Source organism: Acinetobacter sp. 789_lipA (assembly GCF_058242845.1).
This window is the reverse complement of sequence record NZ_JBZAYS010000001.1, coordinates 3346128-3362368: the sequence shown is the minus strand read 5'-3', so window position 1 is coordinate 3362368 and position 16241 is coordinate 3346128. Positions and strand designations below refer to the sequence as shown.

Genomic DNA, 16241 nt, shown 5'->3' with positions numbered 1-16241 from the left:
CTGCTGGAAAATTTCGCTCTATCTCAACTTCGGTGAATCATGTTAAACATTAAACTTAGCCTTATGTCGTTTACATTGCTCGCTTTAGTCGGCTGTCAAAGCATGCCTAAAGTTGCTCAAGAAACGCCAAGTCAGGCTTTTTCAGCCGAAACTGAGTCAGGGGAAGCCCAAGAGCGACTCAACCAGATCAATTTTAAACAGCTCAAAAAAGAACAGAACCGTCCAATTATTGCCTTGGTGTTGGGGAGTGGTGGTGCACGTGGTTATGCACATATTGGCGCAATTCAAGTTTTAGAGCAGTCGGGGATTCGTCCCGACTTTATCGTGGGAACCAGTGCTGGTAGTATCGTCGGCTCACTGTATGCCAGCGGTAAAAATGCCAATCAAATTCGTGAGATTGCGCTGAATATGAAAGCCAATGACGTGCGCGATATTCGTTTGGACATGAAAGGTTTCTTTGATGGTCAAAAAGTTGAAGATTATGTTAATGAACAAGTGAGCGATGTTCCACTTCAGCGCTTACCTATCCCAATGTATGTGGTGGCGACGCAGTTAAAAGAAGGTAAAAAAGTCGTCTTTAACTATGGCAATACTGGGCAAGCGGTTCGGGCATCGGTATCGATCCCGAGTATGTTTATTCCAACCAAGATTGGTGCTGATGAATATGTAGATGGTGGTTTAGTCAGCCCTGTACCTGTTGATGTGGCACGCAAGTTAGGGGCGGATATTATTATCGCGGTCGATATTCTGGCGCAGCCAATGTATACCGAAACCTCAAATGTTTGGGGGCTGTTTAACCAAAATATCAATATTATGCAAAAGAACCTTGCACAAATTGAGCTGAAAAATGCCGATATTGTGATTCAGCCAGACTTACGTGAAAAGGTGCATATCTTTGATGTCAGCGGACGTGAGTTGACCATGCAAGCTGGGGTCGATGCAACCGTTGCACAGTTAGGACAGATTCAAAAAGTTTTTGCGCAGAAAAATTATAAGCAAAAATTGAATATTCAAAGTATTCAAGTAAGAACGCATTGATCTGGCGCGATGTAGAAATAAACCCTGAATGGGCTTTTCTATAACTCGAAATACAGTGGATCAGGCTCAAAGCCATTTATGTGCTAAGAAAATATCACAGCAACAATGTTTTTGAATAAATTAAAATTTAAAGAAGGCCTATAGATTCAAAAACTTAGTCTTCTTTATATATATTTTTTTGAATGATACTTAAATCACTATAAATAATAATGATGGTTTTGTTACCAAATTTAGCGTTCAAAACCGATATAATAAATGTCACATATCCTATTATCTTACCAATTAGAGAACGCGATGTCCCCATTAGATCAAATTGCTGCGGCTGCGGATGACCAGTCTGAACTCACTATGTCGGTCTTAATGACACCTGATATGGCGAATTTTTCAGGAAATGTGCATGGTGGCACCATTTTGAAACTGTTAGACCAAGTGGCATATGCGTGTGCGAGTCGTTTTTCAGGAAGTTATGTGGTGACCTTATCGGTTGATAAAGTTAATTTTAAAGAGCCGATTCATGTGGGCGAGTTAGTGACTTTCTTGGCAAGCGTGAACCATGTCGGTCGTACTTCAATGGAAATTGGTATTCGTGTTGAAGCACAAAATATTCAAAAGCGTACAGTACGCCATACCAATAGCTGTTACTTCACCATGGTTGCGGTAGATGAAAATGGTAAGCCAAAACAAATTCCTGCATTGAATTTGGACAATGACTGGAAGCGTTGCCGTTTTGAAGCGGCAGAACAACGTAAGGTCGCGCGCTTACAAGAGAACCATCATCCTTCGTGCAGTATTTATAAAAAAGCATCGCATAGTTAAGTTTTAAAAAAAGATCTCCTACACAGGGGATCTTTTTTAATGTCTGACGTTTATGTTTTGAATAGAAGCTTATATGGGAAAACTATGCAAATTTGGCTTTCTGCACCTGTTGATCTTGAACTGCTATAGTCCATGCGCATAAATAAAAAGAAACCAAGATAGGATATATCTTGGTTTCAAGTGACGCTAAAAAGTTGTTGCGATCCAGCAGGAGAGTAAAGCCACTGGATCTCTCAACATTTGAATTATTTAGCGGCTTTTTCTTGATTCGGTTGCTCTGCTGATGCTTCCGAAGCTGGTGCATTTGCACTTAAGTCTGTAGTTTCAGCTGTTTCTTGGGTTGATACTACAACTTTGTCTTCTTGAGCTGGTGCTTGTTGAGGTGCAGCAAAAGTTGCAAAGCTCGCAGCTGTTAAAGATGTTGCAATAATTAGGTGAGAAAGTTTCATGGTTTTGGCATCCTTATATTTTATAGATAAAAATAGTTCAGACTGATCATCACATCAATTTGAACTGAGCTTCATGCTATCGCCTGAATATCTGCGGTTCAATCGAAGCAACAATGTGAAAAGTGCACATTACCTAAAACTACAGATGATGAAAAAATAGTGAGCTTTAAGTAACAAGTAGAAGTTTTTTGTGAATAGATTGAGATAAAAAGAAGAATTAATGATCAATATGGATGTTTGAAAACTCACATAAACTGTACAAAGCATGCGAATTAAGTGCGAAACCCTAATTTCAGTATTGAGTAAAATGTAAGGAAGTTTGTCCAATAGGGGTATAAATGAATGAAATGTCAGCTAACTGAATGCTGAGTGTTCGATGCCATGGATTTGAGATGAGAAAATTGGTTATTTAAATTAAGATAAAGGCTTATTTTATTGTGCTGTTTTTATCATATTCCATGCTAGGTATAAAATTTTGAAACTGATGTCGATGCCGCAGGCGGTTCCTACGCATATTATTTCGGGCTTTCTTGGTGCAGGTAAAACCACTTTGCTCATGCATTTGTTAGGTCAGAAACCGGAACATGAAATTTGGGCGGTACTGATGAATGAGTTTGGGCAAATTGGCGTAGATCAACAGCTCATGCCACAAACGGAAGGCTATGCGGTGAAAGAATTACTCGGTGGTTGTTTATGTTGTAGCAGCCAACTACCGATGCAAATAGCACTGTCTCGTTTGCTTTCAGAACAAAAGCCTGATCGGCTGTTTATTGAACCCACAGGCTTGGGACATCCAGCACAGTTACTGGAGCAACTGACCGAGCCACATTGGCACTCGACCCTGCACATGCGTGCTCCGATCACCGTGCTGGATGGTTCGCGTTTACATGATCATGCATGGACAGTACAAAATCTCTATCAGGATCAATTAAAAGCGGCGCAGATTGTGGTGGTTTCGCATCAAGCTCATATGCAAAAAGCAGATCAAGATGCTCTTGATAAACTGCAAACCGAATATCAGCCTTACGCTCAGCAGTGGCTGATGGCAGAGCAGGGCAAGATTGAGCTTGCACAAATTGATTTTGACTACATCGGAACAAAACGATTTAAGCAGCCTTTACTGAGCGTTCAGCAACAGTTGAAAGCGACTCAACAAGATTTTCCCGAGATTAAACAGTTGCCGTATCACTATGTAGAAACAGCGCAAGGTTATAGTGTTGCGGGTTGGAAAATGCCGAAACGTTGGGTTTTTGACTTTTACGATTTATTAGATTTACTTTGTGAACAGCAAGATTGGCGACGGATTAAAGGAATTTTCCATACCAATCAGGGGTGGAAGGCATTTAATTTCAATCCTGAACAATTTAACTATCAAGATGTTGACGAAGGGATTGATAACCGAGTTGAGTTGATTATTCAAAAACAAAGAGATTGGATGAGTTTTGAAAGCGCACTTTTTGCATGCCGCATTGAGCAATGACTTAAATTGTTTTAAGCAAAAAAAGCCGAAATCTTATATGCTAGTCGGCAAATTTGAGGATGGTATGTATGGCGCTTAAAGCTACAATTTATAAGGCAGATTTGAATATTGCCAATATGGATGTTCACCAATATGGGGACTATCAACTGACTTTGGCATTGCATCCTTCAGAAACCATTGAGCGTTTGATGGTGCGTTTGTTGGCGTTTGCACGTTTTGCAGATGAAGCTTTAGAGTTTACCAAAGACTTATTTGAAACCAATGAGCCTGCGCTGTGGGAAAAGGACCTCACGGGTCAGTTGGTGAAATGGATTGAAGTGGGCAGCCCAGACGAAGATAAAGTGAAAAAAGCCAGTGCACGTTGTAAGCAAGTGGCGATTGTCACTTATGGCACAGCGGTCGATGAATGGTATAAGCGCAACAGTAAGTTGAAGACATTGAACAATGTAGAAATCTGGCAATTGTCGACTGCAAGTACTGAAGCAGTTCAAGCCCTGTGTGAGCGTACTATGCAACTTCAGTTGAATGTGATGGATGGTGAGTGGACCTTAATTGGTGACCATGCACAAGCCATTATTGAATGGACGAAATTGCAATAAGCATGCAGTTTAACTAGATTTATTGATTGAACAGGTTGGGAGCGAAAACATGAGCGCAGAATTAGAAATTATTGATTTGGTTGTCGGTGAAGGTAAAGAAGCGGTTAAAGGTGCTTTAATCACCACGCATTATACGGGTTGGTTAGAAGATGGAACCAAATTTGACTCATCTTTAGACCGCGGGAACTACTTTGAAACTGTGATTGGGACAGGCCGTGTCATTAAAGGTTGGGACCAAGGGATTATGGGCATGAAAGTGGGCGGTAAACGTAAACTCATCGTGCCATCACATTTGGCTTATGGTGAGCGTAAAATGGGTAATATTATTCCTGCCAATTCAAATTTGATTTTTGAAATTGAGTTGTATGATGTAAAAACACGTGATTAATCAAAAATATTGATAAATAAAAGAGTCAATTACAAGGATGTATTTGATTCATTTGTAAAAACACTTGGTTTTTAAGAAAAACATTTGTAGATTAATTATTAGGCAGAGCGTATTTAAGGGAAGAGTCGCTTTTGTATAGCTCATTGAGCAAACGTTCTTTGTTTGGGTTTGTTTTAAGCTGTTTGCTGGTTTTAAGTTTGATACCTTCGACGTGGGCACAATATGAAGCTGAGCCCACGCAGTATTATTTGCATCAAAAAAATGTCAATGACATTCAATTCACCGAACAAACCACCAGTTATTTAAAAGGTACATGGTCTTATTATGACCAAGAGCTGATTACTCGGCCCAATCCCAAATTAGTTTCAAAAGCAACGGAGTTGCCAATTTCGTTTAAGGAACTTACTGGCAGTAATATTGGTTACGGCACCTTTATTGCACATTTTAAAATTCCAGAGGAATTCATTGGCCGAAGATTAGCCATTCACATTCCCAACCAATCTGGAGCTTATCGGGTTTATCTCAATGGAGACTTTTTAGTCCGTTTGGGGGATGTTGCCGATAATGCAGAAGCACAACAAACAGAAAATGCACCGCGGATTGCTTATTTTGTTCCCGATCGTCCTTATTTCACCCTGAGCATACAAGCCTCAAACTTTAATAAGTTAGGTGGTGGACTTGAAAGCCCCATGCATATTGGCATTGCTAAAACGATTAATCGACATTATCAGCAACTGATGATGAGTATCGCCATGATCTGTGGCGCGGTATTTGGTGTGGGTTTGTTCACCACTATGTTTGCTATTTTCCGTGGTTCGGATGAGCGAAATAGTAGAGGTATTTTTGTCTTTGGTATTTTTATTTTATTTCTTGCCTTACACAATCTTTTTACCGCGCCTTATGCCTACACGACCTTCTTAGATATCAACTGGTTGTGGGGAATCCGCTTAGAATATTTATTTATCTATTTGGCGGTTATGTTCTTTTTGAGCTATATGTATTTGCTCAATCAGCACTATTTACAGCATTGGATTTACACCATTTCCATGTTGGTTTTGACCTTGAATATCGTCATTACCTTGTTATCCGAGCAAGTTGTTTTTGAGCTGCTGGCTTTTTATAGCGCTTTTTTCAGTATTATTATTTTACTGAATTTTGCCTATGGTTTTTACATAACCTTAAAGACCAAACAAAAGTATTCGAAGCTTAATTTTTGCGCCGTGATTGTGTTATGTATGTCGTTTATCCATGACTTTTTGCTGACCTTACATGTGATTGATTCTATTCATCTATCTTTTATCTCTACCAGTCTGTATGCACTTTTGGTGATGTTCCGACAATCACGTAACTATGCTTATCAGACTTACCATACCGAACGTTTAAATAATAATTTAATTGAATTGAATGATTCTTTAGAGCAAAAAGTGCAACAGCGCACCTCTCAATTACATGACTTAAATGAAAAACTCGAATATCAAATTCAAATTGATGCCTTAACAGGCGCCTATAATCGGCGTGCATTGAATCAGGAAATTCAGCAGCGCTTTATTGAAACACAACAAAATAGTCATGCAACTTTGGTTTTTGCCATGATGGATGTCGATTATTTCAAAAATTATAATGATTTCTATGGGCACCTAAAGGGCGATGAAGTTCTGCAAAATCTGGTCAAAGTGATTGGTGCAGTACTGCCACATAATGCCTACTTAGCACGCTATGGTGGGGAAGAGTTTGCCATTGTTTTCTCTGTACACGACAAATTTCATAGGACCCTTGTCCTATCAGGCTTTTTCTTTCTTAAAATTGCTAGCACTTTCTTAAATTCTTCTTTTTTTCCAAAACCAATCAAACGTAGAATAGCCATTTGAACATAGTCCAAACCGTAGCGAAATAAACTTACTGAAAGTCGTCCATGCTTCTTTATTTTTATCGCTTTTTTTCGATCATGTTGCCATTCACCTGTTAAATAGCACCAACAGAAACCGATAGCTAGCACTGCTATCAATTTCTTGACTCGTCTAGGGTCTGTTAAACGAGTATTTTCAAGATTGAATCCACGTCCTTTGAGACAACTAAATAACGTTTCGATTTCCCAGCGTAATGCATAATCACGAATAGCAGAAGCATTAAACATAGGAGAAACAACAAGTAAAAGTTCTCCATCTTCTAATCGTAGCGCACTAATATACAGTTTCACTCGACCAACCCAAATACGTCGTTTACGACATTCAGTTTGACCAACTTGAAGATGACGAAATAAATCACTAATTTTATGATTCTTGGCTAAGTGATTGGTCACAATAAAGTTTTTTTAACACGTATACAGAAGTTAATGTCATTTTCAATTAACCATGTAAACCATTTCTCACCGATAAATTCTCTGTCTGCAAACACATTCACAATACGATCTTTACCAAAAATGGAGATAAAGCGTTGAATCAAAGCAATACGCTCTTTTGTATCTGAATTTCCACGTTTATTGAGCAATGTCCAAACAATAGGTATCGCTATTCCACGATAGACGATGGCTAACATCAAGATATTGATATCTCGTTTTCCCCATTTCCAATTAGTTCTATCCAAAGTTAATTGGACTTTATCGAATGAAAATATATTGAAAATTAACTGAGAAATTTGACGATAATCGAAATACTGATCTGCAAAGAAGCGTTGTATACGTCGATAAAATGATTGTGGTAAGCACTTGATGGGTAAGGCTTTAGATGCAGAAGAAAGATTACATGTCTGTTTTACAATTAATGCAAGCATAATCAGTGTAAAACATTTTGCATGTGACTTGTTCCACTTTAGATATTTGTTTAAGATGAGATGTAACTCATTGAAATGTGTCATCATATTCGTCGTCAGAAAACAAGTATTATGCCATTATTTCAATGAGTTATCTTTTTTTGTCGTGTACAAAGCATTGTTTTATATAATGTCCCAATTGCGATTATTAGTCAGATTATGCAAACCGTTTTAGATGCAGTGCGTAGTGCGCGCTTTGAGCATCATAACCGCCTAGATGGCAAAGATTATGTAACTTTGAGTATGGGGGTGTCGTGGATGGATCATGAAACGATTTATGCCAATATTCATGACCTTATGAAAGCGGCCGATTTAAAGCTTTATCAAGCCAAAGAAGCGGGCCGTGATCAGATGAAAATGCCCAATGAATCCTATGAAAATGAGTGAATTTAGTTGAGTCATACTTCTGTTAATAAACCTTAGGATAAGAGTTTAACCATGGTCACCATTTTGGGATTTGGAATGTCTTGGACATGGATTTGAAAGCCATGTTTTTGATAAAAAGAGCATGCTGTTTGGGTGCTTTCTAAACTCATTTGGTGAATTTTTTTACGTTTAAGATGTTCAATAGCGGTTTCTAATAAGGCTTTCCCAATACCGCGCTGTTGTTCAGCGGATGAAATATAATTGAGTAAAATACGACCTTGATCACTGACCATAATAAAACCCACTACGTGCTGATTGAGTACATAAACCCAGCTGTCGTTATAGTGCATCCACATAATCAGGTTGGATTGGGTTTTATTTTCTAGCCAAATTTGAATCGTACTTTCATGGCGATGATGGTCTTTGATACATGATCGAATACTGTCGTGCACGACATTTAAAATTTCAGGAATGTCCTGAAGTTGGGCTGCCCGTATCATCTTTTCTTCTTAGAGCTATAGAAACAGCTATTTCATGCTAGCGACTGTATTTATTAAATTGAATTACTGTTAGTACGGATGTAACTTTGTTGTTCAATCGCACTAAGTTAATTATTTTTTATAGTGATTTTGTGAGTGAAAAATCACATATCGTGATGCCTTTCACGTTTGTGCGAATATGTGTTGAATCACTTGAATTGGTCTGAGAATCAATACCCAATTACAAGTCATCGAATTGAGCATTTGAGTTCATACGTAGTCTGTTTTAATTAATTTGGTGTTTATTTGAGCGATAATGCTGTATTTTAAAAGGGAATATTGGTTACGAGAGCAGGGCATGGCGACATTTTTACTGATGATTTGCATACTCATTGCTTTGGTTGCGGCATCTATTATTGTAATCAAAATTCAAAAAAAGCACCGCTTTCTGAAGCGACAAAAAAAGTGGTTGAATCGGAAGCAGCATCTGTGCAAATGGCAACGCATACCAATAGAGCACCTCAGGTTGAGCGTGTTATTGAAGTTGATGCTTATGAACAAGAGCTGTTCGATGACGTGGCGACTCTATTTTTAGATCAAGCGATATTGCTCACGGTCGAAGAAGATGCAACGTTAATGCAAAGCACATTATTGGTCAAAATGCCTGCGAAAACCCAGACGCAAATTCGCAAAATGGATTTAAATGAATGGTCTATTTTTTGGAGCTTTTATGATCAGTCGCTTGAATATTATGTAAGTCGTTATGGCATGTTTTATACGCATATTGACCGCAGTGGATGCGAGCATAAAAAAAGCTATCGTACTCGGGATTGATCTCTTGCTTAAGCCTCCACAGCGTCCATCACAGCTATGGATAACTGCTTAAGAATTCTTTCTGCAACATGAGTTAGATAGAAGTCATCCTGTTTTAAGCGTGTCATTAAGATTGCCCCCTCATAATCGGCAACACTGATTTTGGCCAGTACCTCAGCTTGAGCAATAGGCATGACTTGCTGAAAGTAGTGTAACAACGCCAGCTCCCAATCTTGAAAAATCGACTGAATTTTGAGATGAATTTGTTCGGATAAATGCGGGATTTCCAAAGACAGCATTCCGACTAAGCAACCTTGAACACCCGCACTAAAAAAGCGGACAGCTTGCTGGTGCAAGTGTTCAAAGCGAACGCAATACTCTAAGTGCGTATCACACAAAATGCTGAACAATTTATGGTTTAAGTATTGCTGGCTGACATGCAAAATATCTAAAACCAAAGCTTCTTTATTGGGATAATAATAATAAAATGCTGCTTTACTGAGCCCACAAGACTTTGCTAGTAAATCCATACTGGTGCCTGCATAACCATGGGTTTTAAAGGTTTGCATGCAATGCAACTGGATTTGTTCTTTACTCAGTTTTTGTGGGCGCATAGAGCTTTAACGTTCCGTAGGGGTTGGTGAGGATAAATAGCCATCGAAAGTGTTCAGCATATCGTCCCAGATGGCTTCGGCCCCCTGGCGGAAATATCCCATGTGTCCAATTTCTTTTAAGCCATAGTCATTGGCTTCAATATTGAGGTAATGCATGTTCGCATGCCGATAATGCTGCATAAATGCGTGCCTTGAGTTGGGTAAAGCCCAGTCATCATCCAGTGCTGAAACAGCATAGATTGGAGTTTTGACCTGCTCATACTGTTCCAGTAAGTGTTGTTGCTCGGGATCTGCAAAAAAGTAGGTCGGATTTTTACACCATTTTCGCCACTGTGTGTAGACATCTACAGGTAAATCGGTGCCCATTTTCAGCAGGCTCCAAGGCAGATAGCCCTTTAGTGCAACCATCGGGGGGAAAATAAGATTCCACATGACATGTACTTTCATTTTCTCCTGAAACGGCATATAGCCATGCCAACCCGCACCTGTGCCAAAGCAATACATCGCAGTGACTTGGTCATGGTTGCGGGTTAAACCGAGTGCTTGGCCTCCATAAGAGTGTCCAACCACAAAAATAGGTTTGTCATCTTTGCGGATAGAGTCAATGGCAGCCGACAAGTCTAGCTGCCCCCAGTCCAAATAGGACATGCTAAAACCTTTGAGTTGCTTCGGTGCAGAAAGCCCCACACCACGATAATCAAAAGTTAGGACTTGATAACCTAGAGCTACTGCATACTCAGCAAAGCGACGATAGAACTGCTGTGGTACACCTGTTGCACTGGCAACAATGATGTTGGCTTTGATCAGCTCAGATGAGCGATAACGTGTACCAACAAGTACATAACCATCGGTTGCTGAAAATTTTACAGTTTGTTTCTCTATTTGAATCGAATCTAAATGGGCGGTGGCTTGCATCATCGTTTCTTCTTTTTTGTTAAATCCTAAAGTCGGTTCCAGATTTCTGGGCTTTACTGTCCTTTAAACTGAGCAGGGCGGCGTTGTAGCATTGCCATGACACCTTCTTGGACATCTTGGGTTTTGAGTAGCGGGCTGAGGTGCTCTTGTAAATGTGCAAAGGCATAGTCTGCACCGTGCTGTACGGCTTGTTGCGCAGAAGCCAGCGTGGCTTGAACGGCGAGTGGTGCAGCTTTTGCAATTGATTCTGCAAGGCTCAATGCTCGCTCTAATGCAGCATTTGGCGTGGATGTTTCTACGACCTCGGTAATTAAATTGAGATCGAGAGCTACTTGTGCATTGAAGCTGTCACCTGTGAGTAGATAGCGCATAGCCTTGTTCCAACCCGCCGCTTGTACAAAGCGAACCGTTGCACCGCCAAAGGGTAAAATGCCGCGCTGTACTTCCATTTGGGCAAATTGTGTATTGGCATCGGCAATCACCACATCCGCATTGAGCATCAGTTCAATTCCCGCGGTAAAACAAAAGCCTTGGACTGCCACAACCACGGGTTTGGTACGAGGTCTTGAACTGGTGCCCCAAGGGTTAATTTGTGACGCGGGAAAGTCGAAAACGCCTGCAGTGAGTTTGGGTTGCAACTCAACCAAATCAAGCCCAGCAGTAAAGTGTTCTCCGTGCGCAAAAATTACAGCACAGCGCAGTGAAGGATCATCCTCATATTCGGTGAGGGCCAGTGATAAGTCATGAATCATATGACTATCGAAAGCATTGCGCTTGGCTGCGCGATCTAAACCAATTAAAAATAACGAACCGCGAACTTCGCGACTGACACGACCTTGTTGTTCTGACATTTTGATTATTCCTACATCGTTTTATAAGTTTTTAAACGATTGTTAGAAAACTGTCAAAACTTATGCGTATTCATTCTGTGACTCGATAGTTTGATCCGATTCCCCGAAAAAAGAGCGACGTTTAGATTGAGCGGAATTGTCTTGCCTTTATTGAGTTTTTTTTCATAATAGCAGCACTTCTTTGAATACCAGTTGAACCATGTCTAGCCTTGAAATATTTGCAGTCATCATTAGCTTAACTGGGGTGACGTTGACCATTAAGCGCAATATGTGGTGTTGGTGGTTTAACTTCGCTGCTTTCTTGTTATATGCCTATTTGTTTTATACCTATAAGTTGTATGGCGAAACCATTTTGCAGTTTTTCTTTGTAGTGGTGAACTTTTACGGTTTTTATCACTGGCTCAAAGGTAAACAACAAGATCATGAGATTCGGATTGAACCGATTACAGCTCGGCAAGTGATTTTGCAAATGCTACTTGCCGCTGCGGCTGGTGCAGTATTTGGTTTGAGCTTAAAGTATTTGACCGATGCTGCTGTACCGCTATTGGATGCGCAGCTCGCAGCGTTTAGTCTGTTGGCGACCTATTGGACCAGTCGTAAACATATTGCGACGTGGGTGCTGTGGGTATTTGTTGATATTGTTTATGTTGGTATGTTTATCTATAAAGATTTGTTCCTAACCGCGGCTTTATATGCAGGCTTTGTTGGCTTGGCAGCTTTTGGCTGGTGGCAATGGACTCAGGTACGCCATAAACAACAGCTAAAAAGTGTTTAGGCTAGGTAATGTTGATTGATTTTAAACACGCACAATTGGCTCAATTTGAGTCGGTCATCGAACGGTTAAAGGGAAGTCCAAAGCAATATTTGGACTTTGCTTCGGTTGCAGATTTTTATCAGGCCAATTGGCTGGGTGATTTACCCAGCAGTGCAAGTTGGGCGGTTACAGGACTGGATGATGGGGCCGAGCATTTTGATATTCGCTTGGCCTGTTTTGAGCGTGTTGTTTTTATTTATATTGCAGATGATATTGTCATACAGAATGGCACACATTGATATCTAGATCACGGTATAGTCGGTGCTGGAGCATCGTCTATATTTGACCCTTCTACAGGATGACGAGATCCAGTTTTTCAGTCCTGATCAGGGCATGGATGTTTACAAAAACAAAAAATAAAGGATTTAATGCTATGGCACATCAGTTTGTAGTCAATGCCACCATCAAAGGTGTTTCGTTGGATGACTTCCGTCGACTCGCAGCCAATATCAGCTTACATGAAAAGGTTTGTCGTCGTATTCCTGGTGAGAAGTTGGAAATTTTGGAGTCGAATAAAGTCGGCGATATTTATACCCTCAAGCGCGCGTATAATTTGGATGTCAATATTCCCGATATTGCGAAGAAATTTCTAAAAGATGCATTTCGTTTACAACGTACCGACGTCAGCAATTTAGTTGTGCTCAGTTCGGAAGTTCGTTTAGACCCCAACCTACCTTTAGAAGCTGTGTGCCAACGTAGTGTATCGGGTAATGATGAGCAGATTCACTTTCAACTGGAGTGGACGGTAAAAGTAAAAGTGCCATTGATTGGTGGTATGTTAGAAAAACATACTGAAGGCGAAATTCGTAAGTTTAGCCAAATCGAGCTTGATATTGTGGAAGATGAACTGCGCCAAAATCTGCATGCAGAAACCTTAAGCTAAAGGTTTTGACATCATATTTTCAAATTAGGTTATATAAAAAGAAAACCCTTCGATTGAAGGGTTTTATCATTTTAGTGCTTCGTCTCGAATTGAGCTCGATAAACCAAAGCTGTGAAGAAGCAAACCAAACAAACCAGCCAAATATAATACATCGCGCCAATGTTGCTATAGAGGCTGAGCCATTGAACCAAAGGCAGTGTGATGCCTCCTGCAATGGCATAGGCGACATTGTAAGAAAACGAAATGCCCGAAAAGCGGATCGGAGCAGGGAACATTTTGACCATGCTATAGGACACAAGCCCTACCGTGCCTGAAAAGAATCCCAAAAGCATATACAGTGCAAACACAGTAGTTGGACTGACTACACCTAAACTGTGATAGAAAATGGTTGCGATTGCTGCGACACCGAGCGAGCCAAAAATCAAGACCTTGGCTGCACCAAAACGATCAGCCAATATCCCAGCGAGTATGCATCCCAGCATTTGCATGATGATCGCAGCACTTTGCATTTGAAAAGCATCGCTACGTTCAAAACCAAAGGCACCCGTCAGTAAGTTTGGCATGGCTAAAATTAGGACCACCACACAAGCAGTTAAGAACCAAGTCAAGAGCATACCAATCACCATGGCGGTTTTATGACGGGCTAAGACTTGTTTCACCGGCATTTCTTTAAAAAGCTCTTTACGTGCTTGCATGGCTTTGAATACTGGGGTCTCTTTCAAATAACTGCGTAAATACAAGGCGACTAAGCCAAAAATACCGCCCACAATAAAGGGAATACGCCATGCCCAATCATGTATAGCTGCTTCACTAAACTGAAGAGAAATGAACAGTGACATTAAAGCACCGAGCAAGATGCCGAGAGACAAACCTGCCGTGAGCAAGCCATTGGCAAAACCAATTTTTTCAGAAGGGACATGTTCGGAAACAAAGGTCCAAGCCGCTGGAATTTCTCCACCAATTGCAATGCCTTGTACTACCCGCATAAGGAGCAAAAGCAGCGGCGCAGCATAACCGATCGTTTCAAAGGTCGGCATGACCCCGATCATGAGGGTGGGTAAAGCCATGAGCAAAATAGATAAACTAAAGAGACGCTTGCGCCCGATGAGGTCACCAAAGTGCGCCATGACTACACCGCCAAGTGGACGGAAGAAGTAACCTGCGGCAAAAATACCGTAAGTATTCAGCATGGCCCAAAATGGGCTGAGCCCTGCGGGAAAGAACAACTCAGAAATAATTTTGGCGTAAAAAACATAAATAACAAAGTCATAGAACTCAAGTGCACCACCGAGTGATGACAGCCCAAGGGTACGTTTGTCTTCTCTGGTCAAACGTGGTGTTGCATCCATGCGTATATTTCCAAAGCTAAATAAAGGTTTATATTTGATTTTAAAGAAGTCTTTTTTGAATGAATAATCAATCTTTCTTTACTGGGTTTGAACTAAAAATTATACATGAATCAACATCGTTGATTTGACGGTCAACGTAAATTTATAACGCAGGCGAGATAAAAGGCTTATGATATAAAAAGAATAAATAGGTATAAAAATTAGGATTTGTGTATGAGTGTCATTTTACCTGTTGCACAACGTGGTGAAGATATTTTAAGACTCAAAGCTGCTCGCATCGCAGATGCAGAATTTAATAGCGACTGGCTTATGCAGTTGGCTTCTGCCATGATTGCGACCATGTTAGAGCGGAGCGGTGTAGGTATTGCTGCACCACAAGTCTATATTTCAAAGCGGGTCATTATTGTGGCTTCACGGCCAAATTTACGCTATCCCGATGCACCAGAAATGGACGCCGTGGTGATGGTCAATCCAGAAATTTTAGAGTTTTCGCAAGCAACGACCTTAGGTGAAGAAGGCTGTTTAAGTGTGCCGAATGAACGCGGACAGGTACAGCGTGCGCAAAGCATTAAGGTGCTGTATCACACTTTGACTGGTGAAGTAATGGAAAGCACTTTTGAAGGTTTTCCTGCGCGCATAGTGCAGCATGAAATCGACCATCTCAATGGTATTTTATTTGTCGATCGCCTGAGTGCTTAGGCGCGAGTGTCATTTTATTCATCCTTATATTTAAACTGTTGCGGGGTCTGTCCCAAATGACGTTTAAACATGCTACTAAATGCGCTCGGATTGCTATAGCCAAGAGATCTTGCAATCTGCGCAACGGATTCACCGCTGGCAATTTTACTTAAGGCATGGGCAATATGCATTTGCTGAACCCATGCCCGATAAGACAGCTCAGTTTCCTTTTGAAACATGCGCATCAAGGTTCTGGAACTGGTGCCAATTTCATCTGCCCATGTGCTTAAATCTTTTAACTGATCGGGCGTACTTAACAGTGCTTGGCAAATATTCATTAAGCGTTTGTCTTGTGGCCACGGAATTTGAATGGGCAACAGATTGGCTTTATGAATTTCATCAAAAATTAAAATCTGTAGAGATCGTGACAGTTCATCAGAGCTGATCAGCTCGGAAGGTGGAATGTGTTCAATCGCATTTAAGCGAATCAATAGTTCATGCAATAACTTGCTGACCCGAATAATAAAACAATGTTGCCCTAGCAGTGCAGCTGCATCGGCTTGAACCAATGCGGTATTGAGTTTAACTCGACTTAATGAAATCACACTGTGTTCAACATGGGTCGGAATCCATAGTGCGCACATCGGCGGCACGATCCAAACGTGGTTTGGGGTGAACACTTGAATCATCCCTGTCGAAGCATACAGAAACTGTGCCCGCGAATGGGTATGCGCAGGGGTAATCTCTCGATAGGTATGCTCAGAAGAAAGCCCAATCACCAATTCGGACATTTCGGTTTGAATCAGAGAATTTGGCATGTGCAGTTTAAAATTGTCAGTTATACAATGATTATTGGAAGATAGTCTCATGAATGACATTTTACAATCAATGCCTGATGAAA

General features: G+C 40.7%; 20 protein-coding genes. 12 read left to right on the top strand and 8 right to left on the bottom strand.

Annotation, left to right across the window (positions count from 1 at the left end; translation table 11 throughout):
- Window positions 1-39: 39 nt before the first annotated feature.
- Together AC4CUZ_RS16605 and AC4CUZ_RS16600 are read left to right on the top strand one after the other, a co-directional pair.
- Window positions 40-1038 carry a patatin-like phospholipase family protein gene (locus AC4CUZ_RS16605; RefSeq protein ID WP_279045214.1) on the top strand — a complete coding sequence of 333 codons (999 nt, stop codon included), beginning with the start codon at window positions 40-42 and terminating at the stop codon, window positions 1036-1038.
- Window positions 1039-1332: 294 nt separating this feature from the next.
- Complete coding sequence (locus AC4CUZ_RS16600; protein ID WP_004694449.1) at window positions 1333-1854, top strand: acyl-CoA thioesterase; 522 nt, start codon at window positions 1333-1335, stop codon at window positions 1852-1854.
- Window positions 1855-2099: 245 nt separating this feature from the next.
- On the opposite strand, the gene AC4CUZ_RS16595 is transcribed toward AC4CUZ_RS16600, so the two are convergent.
- Window positions 2100-2303 (bottom strand): hypothetical protein, encoded by a 204-nt coding sequence (locus tag AC4CUZ_RS16595; RefSeq protein ID WP_004694446.1) that lies wholly within the window; start codon window positions 2301-2303, stop codon window positions 2100-2102.
- Between the two features lie 475 nt (window positions 2304-2778).
- Here AC4CUZ_RS16595 and AC4CUZ_RS16590 point away from each other — a divergent pair, with 475 nt between their 5' ends.
- The 4 genes from AC4CUZ_RS16590 (at window position 2779) to AC4CUZ_RS16575 (ending at window position 6638) form a co-directional block, all read left to right on the top strand.
- Window positions 2779-3783, top strand: coding sequence for a CobW family GTP-binding protein (locus tag AC4CUZ_RS16590; protein ID WP_490747926.1), 1005 nt, complete (start codon window positions 2779-2781; stop codon window positions 3781-3783).
- 68 nt (window positions 3784-3851) lie between these two features.
- Complete coding sequence (locus tag AC4CUZ_RS16585; protein WP_004694442.1) at window positions 3852-4382, top strand: YaeQ family protein; 531 nt, start codon at window positions 3852-3854, stop codon at window positions 4380-4382.
- A gap of 49 nt (window positions 4383-4431) precedes the next feature.
- Window positions 4432-4770, top strand: coding sequence for an FKBP-type peptidyl-prolyl cis-trans isomerase (locus AC4CUZ_RS16580; protein WP_004981094.1), 339 nt, complete (start codon window positions 4432-4434; stop codon window positions 4768-4770).
- Between the two features lie 158 nt (window positions 4771-4928).
- Window positions 4929-6638 (top strand): sensor domain-containing diguanylate cyclase, encoded by a 1710-nt coding sequence (locus tag AC4CUZ_RS16575; RefSeq protein ID WP_490748080.1) that lies wholly within the window; start codon window positions 4929-4931, stop codon window positions 6636-6638.
- Here AC4CUZ_RS16575 and AC4CUZ_RS16570 read toward each other — a convergent pair.
- A protein-coding gene (locus tag AC4CUZ_RS16570; protein WP_125625403.1) for an IS4-like element ISAba33 family transposase occupies window positions 6533-7623 on the bottom strand; the annotation gives its coding sequence in 2 pieces (ribosomal slippage) (window positions 6533-7083 and window positions 7083-7623; 1092 coding nt in all). The genes AC4CUZ_RS16575 and AC4CUZ_RS16570 overlap by 106 nt on opposite strands.
- A 48-nt stretch (window positions 7624-7671) precedes the next feature.
- Here AC4CUZ_RS16570 and AC4CUZ_RS16565 point away from each other — a divergent pair.
- Window positions 7672-7965 (top strand): diguanylate cyclase domain-containing protein, encoded by a 294-nt coding sequence (locus AC4CUZ_RS16565; RefSeq protein ID WP_490748079.1) that lies wholly within the window; start codon window positions 7672-7674, stop codon window positions 7963-7965.
- 32 nt (window positions 7966-7997) lie between these two features.
- On the opposite strand, the gene AC4CUZ_RS16560 is transcribed toward AC4CUZ_RS16565, so the two are convergent.
- Entirely contained in the window at window positions 7998-8444 is a 447-nt protein-coding gene (locus tag AC4CUZ_RS16560) for a GNAT family N-acetyltransferase (RefSeq protein WP_078425415.1), read from the bottom strand.
- Between the two features lie 444 nt (window positions 8445-8888).
- Here AC4CUZ_RS16560 and AC4CUZ_RS16555 point away from each other — a divergent pair, with 444 nt between their 5' ends.
- Window positions 8889-9257: a hypothetical protein gene (locus AC4CUZ_RS16555; protein ID WP_227518514.1), complete on the top strand. Its 369-nt coding sequence runs from the start codon at window positions 8889-8891 to the stop codon at window positions 9255-9257.
- An 8-nt stretch (window positions 9258-9265) separates the two neighbouring features.
- Here the strand turns inward: AC4CUZ_RS16555 and AC4CUZ_RS16550 are convergent, their stop codons facing one another.
- The 3 genes from AC4CUZ_RS16550 to AC4CUZ_RS16540 are packed head-to-tail and all read right to left on the bottom strand — an operon-like array spanning window position 9266 to window position 11616.
- Window positions 9266-9850, bottom strand: coding sequence for a TetR/AcrR family transcriptional regulator (locus AC4CUZ_RS16550; protein WP_490747925.1), 585 nt, complete (start codon window positions 9848-9850; stop codon window positions 9266-9268).
- A 6-nt stretch (window positions 9851-9856) separates the two neighbouring features.
- Entirely contained in the window at window positions 9857-10765 is a 909-nt protein-coding gene (locus AC4CUZ_RS16545; protein WP_490748078.1) for an alpha/beta hydrolase family protein, read from the bottom strand.
- A 53-nt stretch (window positions 10766-10818) separates the two neighbouring features.
- Complete coding sequence (locus tag AC4CUZ_RS16540) at window positions 10819-11616, bottom strand: crotonase/enoyl-CoA hydratase family protein (RefSeq protein WP_490747924.1); 798 nt, start codon at window positions 11614-11616, stop codon at window positions 10819-10821.
- 199 nt (window positions 11617-11815) lie between these two features.
- Here AC4CUZ_RS16540 and pnuC point away from each other — a divergent pair, with 199 nt between their 5' ends.
- From pnuC to AC4CUZ_RS16525, 3 genes are all read left to right on the top strand, one after another.
- Entirely contained in the window at window positions 11816-12391 is a 576-nt protein-coding gene (pnuC, locus tag AC4CUZ_RS16535; protein WP_490747923.1) for a nicotinamide riboside transporter PnuC, read from the top strand.
- A gap of 8 nt (window positions 12392-12399) precedes the next feature.
- Complete coding sequence (locus tag AC4CUZ_RS16530; RefSeq protein WP_490747922.1) at window positions 12400-12669, top strand: hypothetical protein; 270 nt, start codon at window positions 12400-12402, stop codon at window positions 12667-12669.
- A gap of 134 nt (window positions 12670-12803) precedes the next feature.
- Complete coding sequence (locus tag AC4CUZ_RS16525; protein ID WP_490747921.1) at window positions 12804-13313, top strand: DUF2505 family protein; 510 nt, start codon at window positions 12804-12806, stop codon at window positions 13311-13313.
- A 71-nt stretch (window positions 13314-13384) separates the two neighbouring features.
- Here AC4CUZ_RS16525 and AC4CUZ_RS16520 read toward each other — a convergent pair whose 3' ends face one another.
- Window positions 13385-14662 carry an MFS transporter gene (locus tag AC4CUZ_RS16520; RefSeq protein ID WP_490747920.1) on the bottom strand — a complete coding sequence of 426 codons (1278 nt, stop codon included), beginning with the start codon at window positions 14660-14662 and terminating at the stop codon, window positions 13385-13387.
- Window positions 14663-14875: 213 nt separating this feature from the next.
- Here AC4CUZ_RS16520 and def point away from each other — a divergent pair, with 213 nt between their 5' ends.
- Window positions 14876-15361 (top strand): peptide deformylase, encoded by a 486-nt coding sequence (gene def / locus AC4CUZ_RS16515; protein ID WP_490747919.1) that lies wholly within the window; start codon window positions 14876-14878, stop codon window positions 15359-15361.
- A gap of 14 nt (window positions 15362-15375) precedes the next feature.
- Here the strand turns inward: def and AC4CUZ_RS16510 are convergent, their stop codons facing one another.
- Window positions 15376-16158, bottom strand: coding sequence for an AraC family transcriptional regulator (locus AC4CUZ_RS16510; protein ID WP_490747918.1), 783 nt, complete (start codon window positions 16156-16158; stop codon window positions 15376-15378).
- Window positions 16159-16241: the final 83 nt, after the last annotated feature.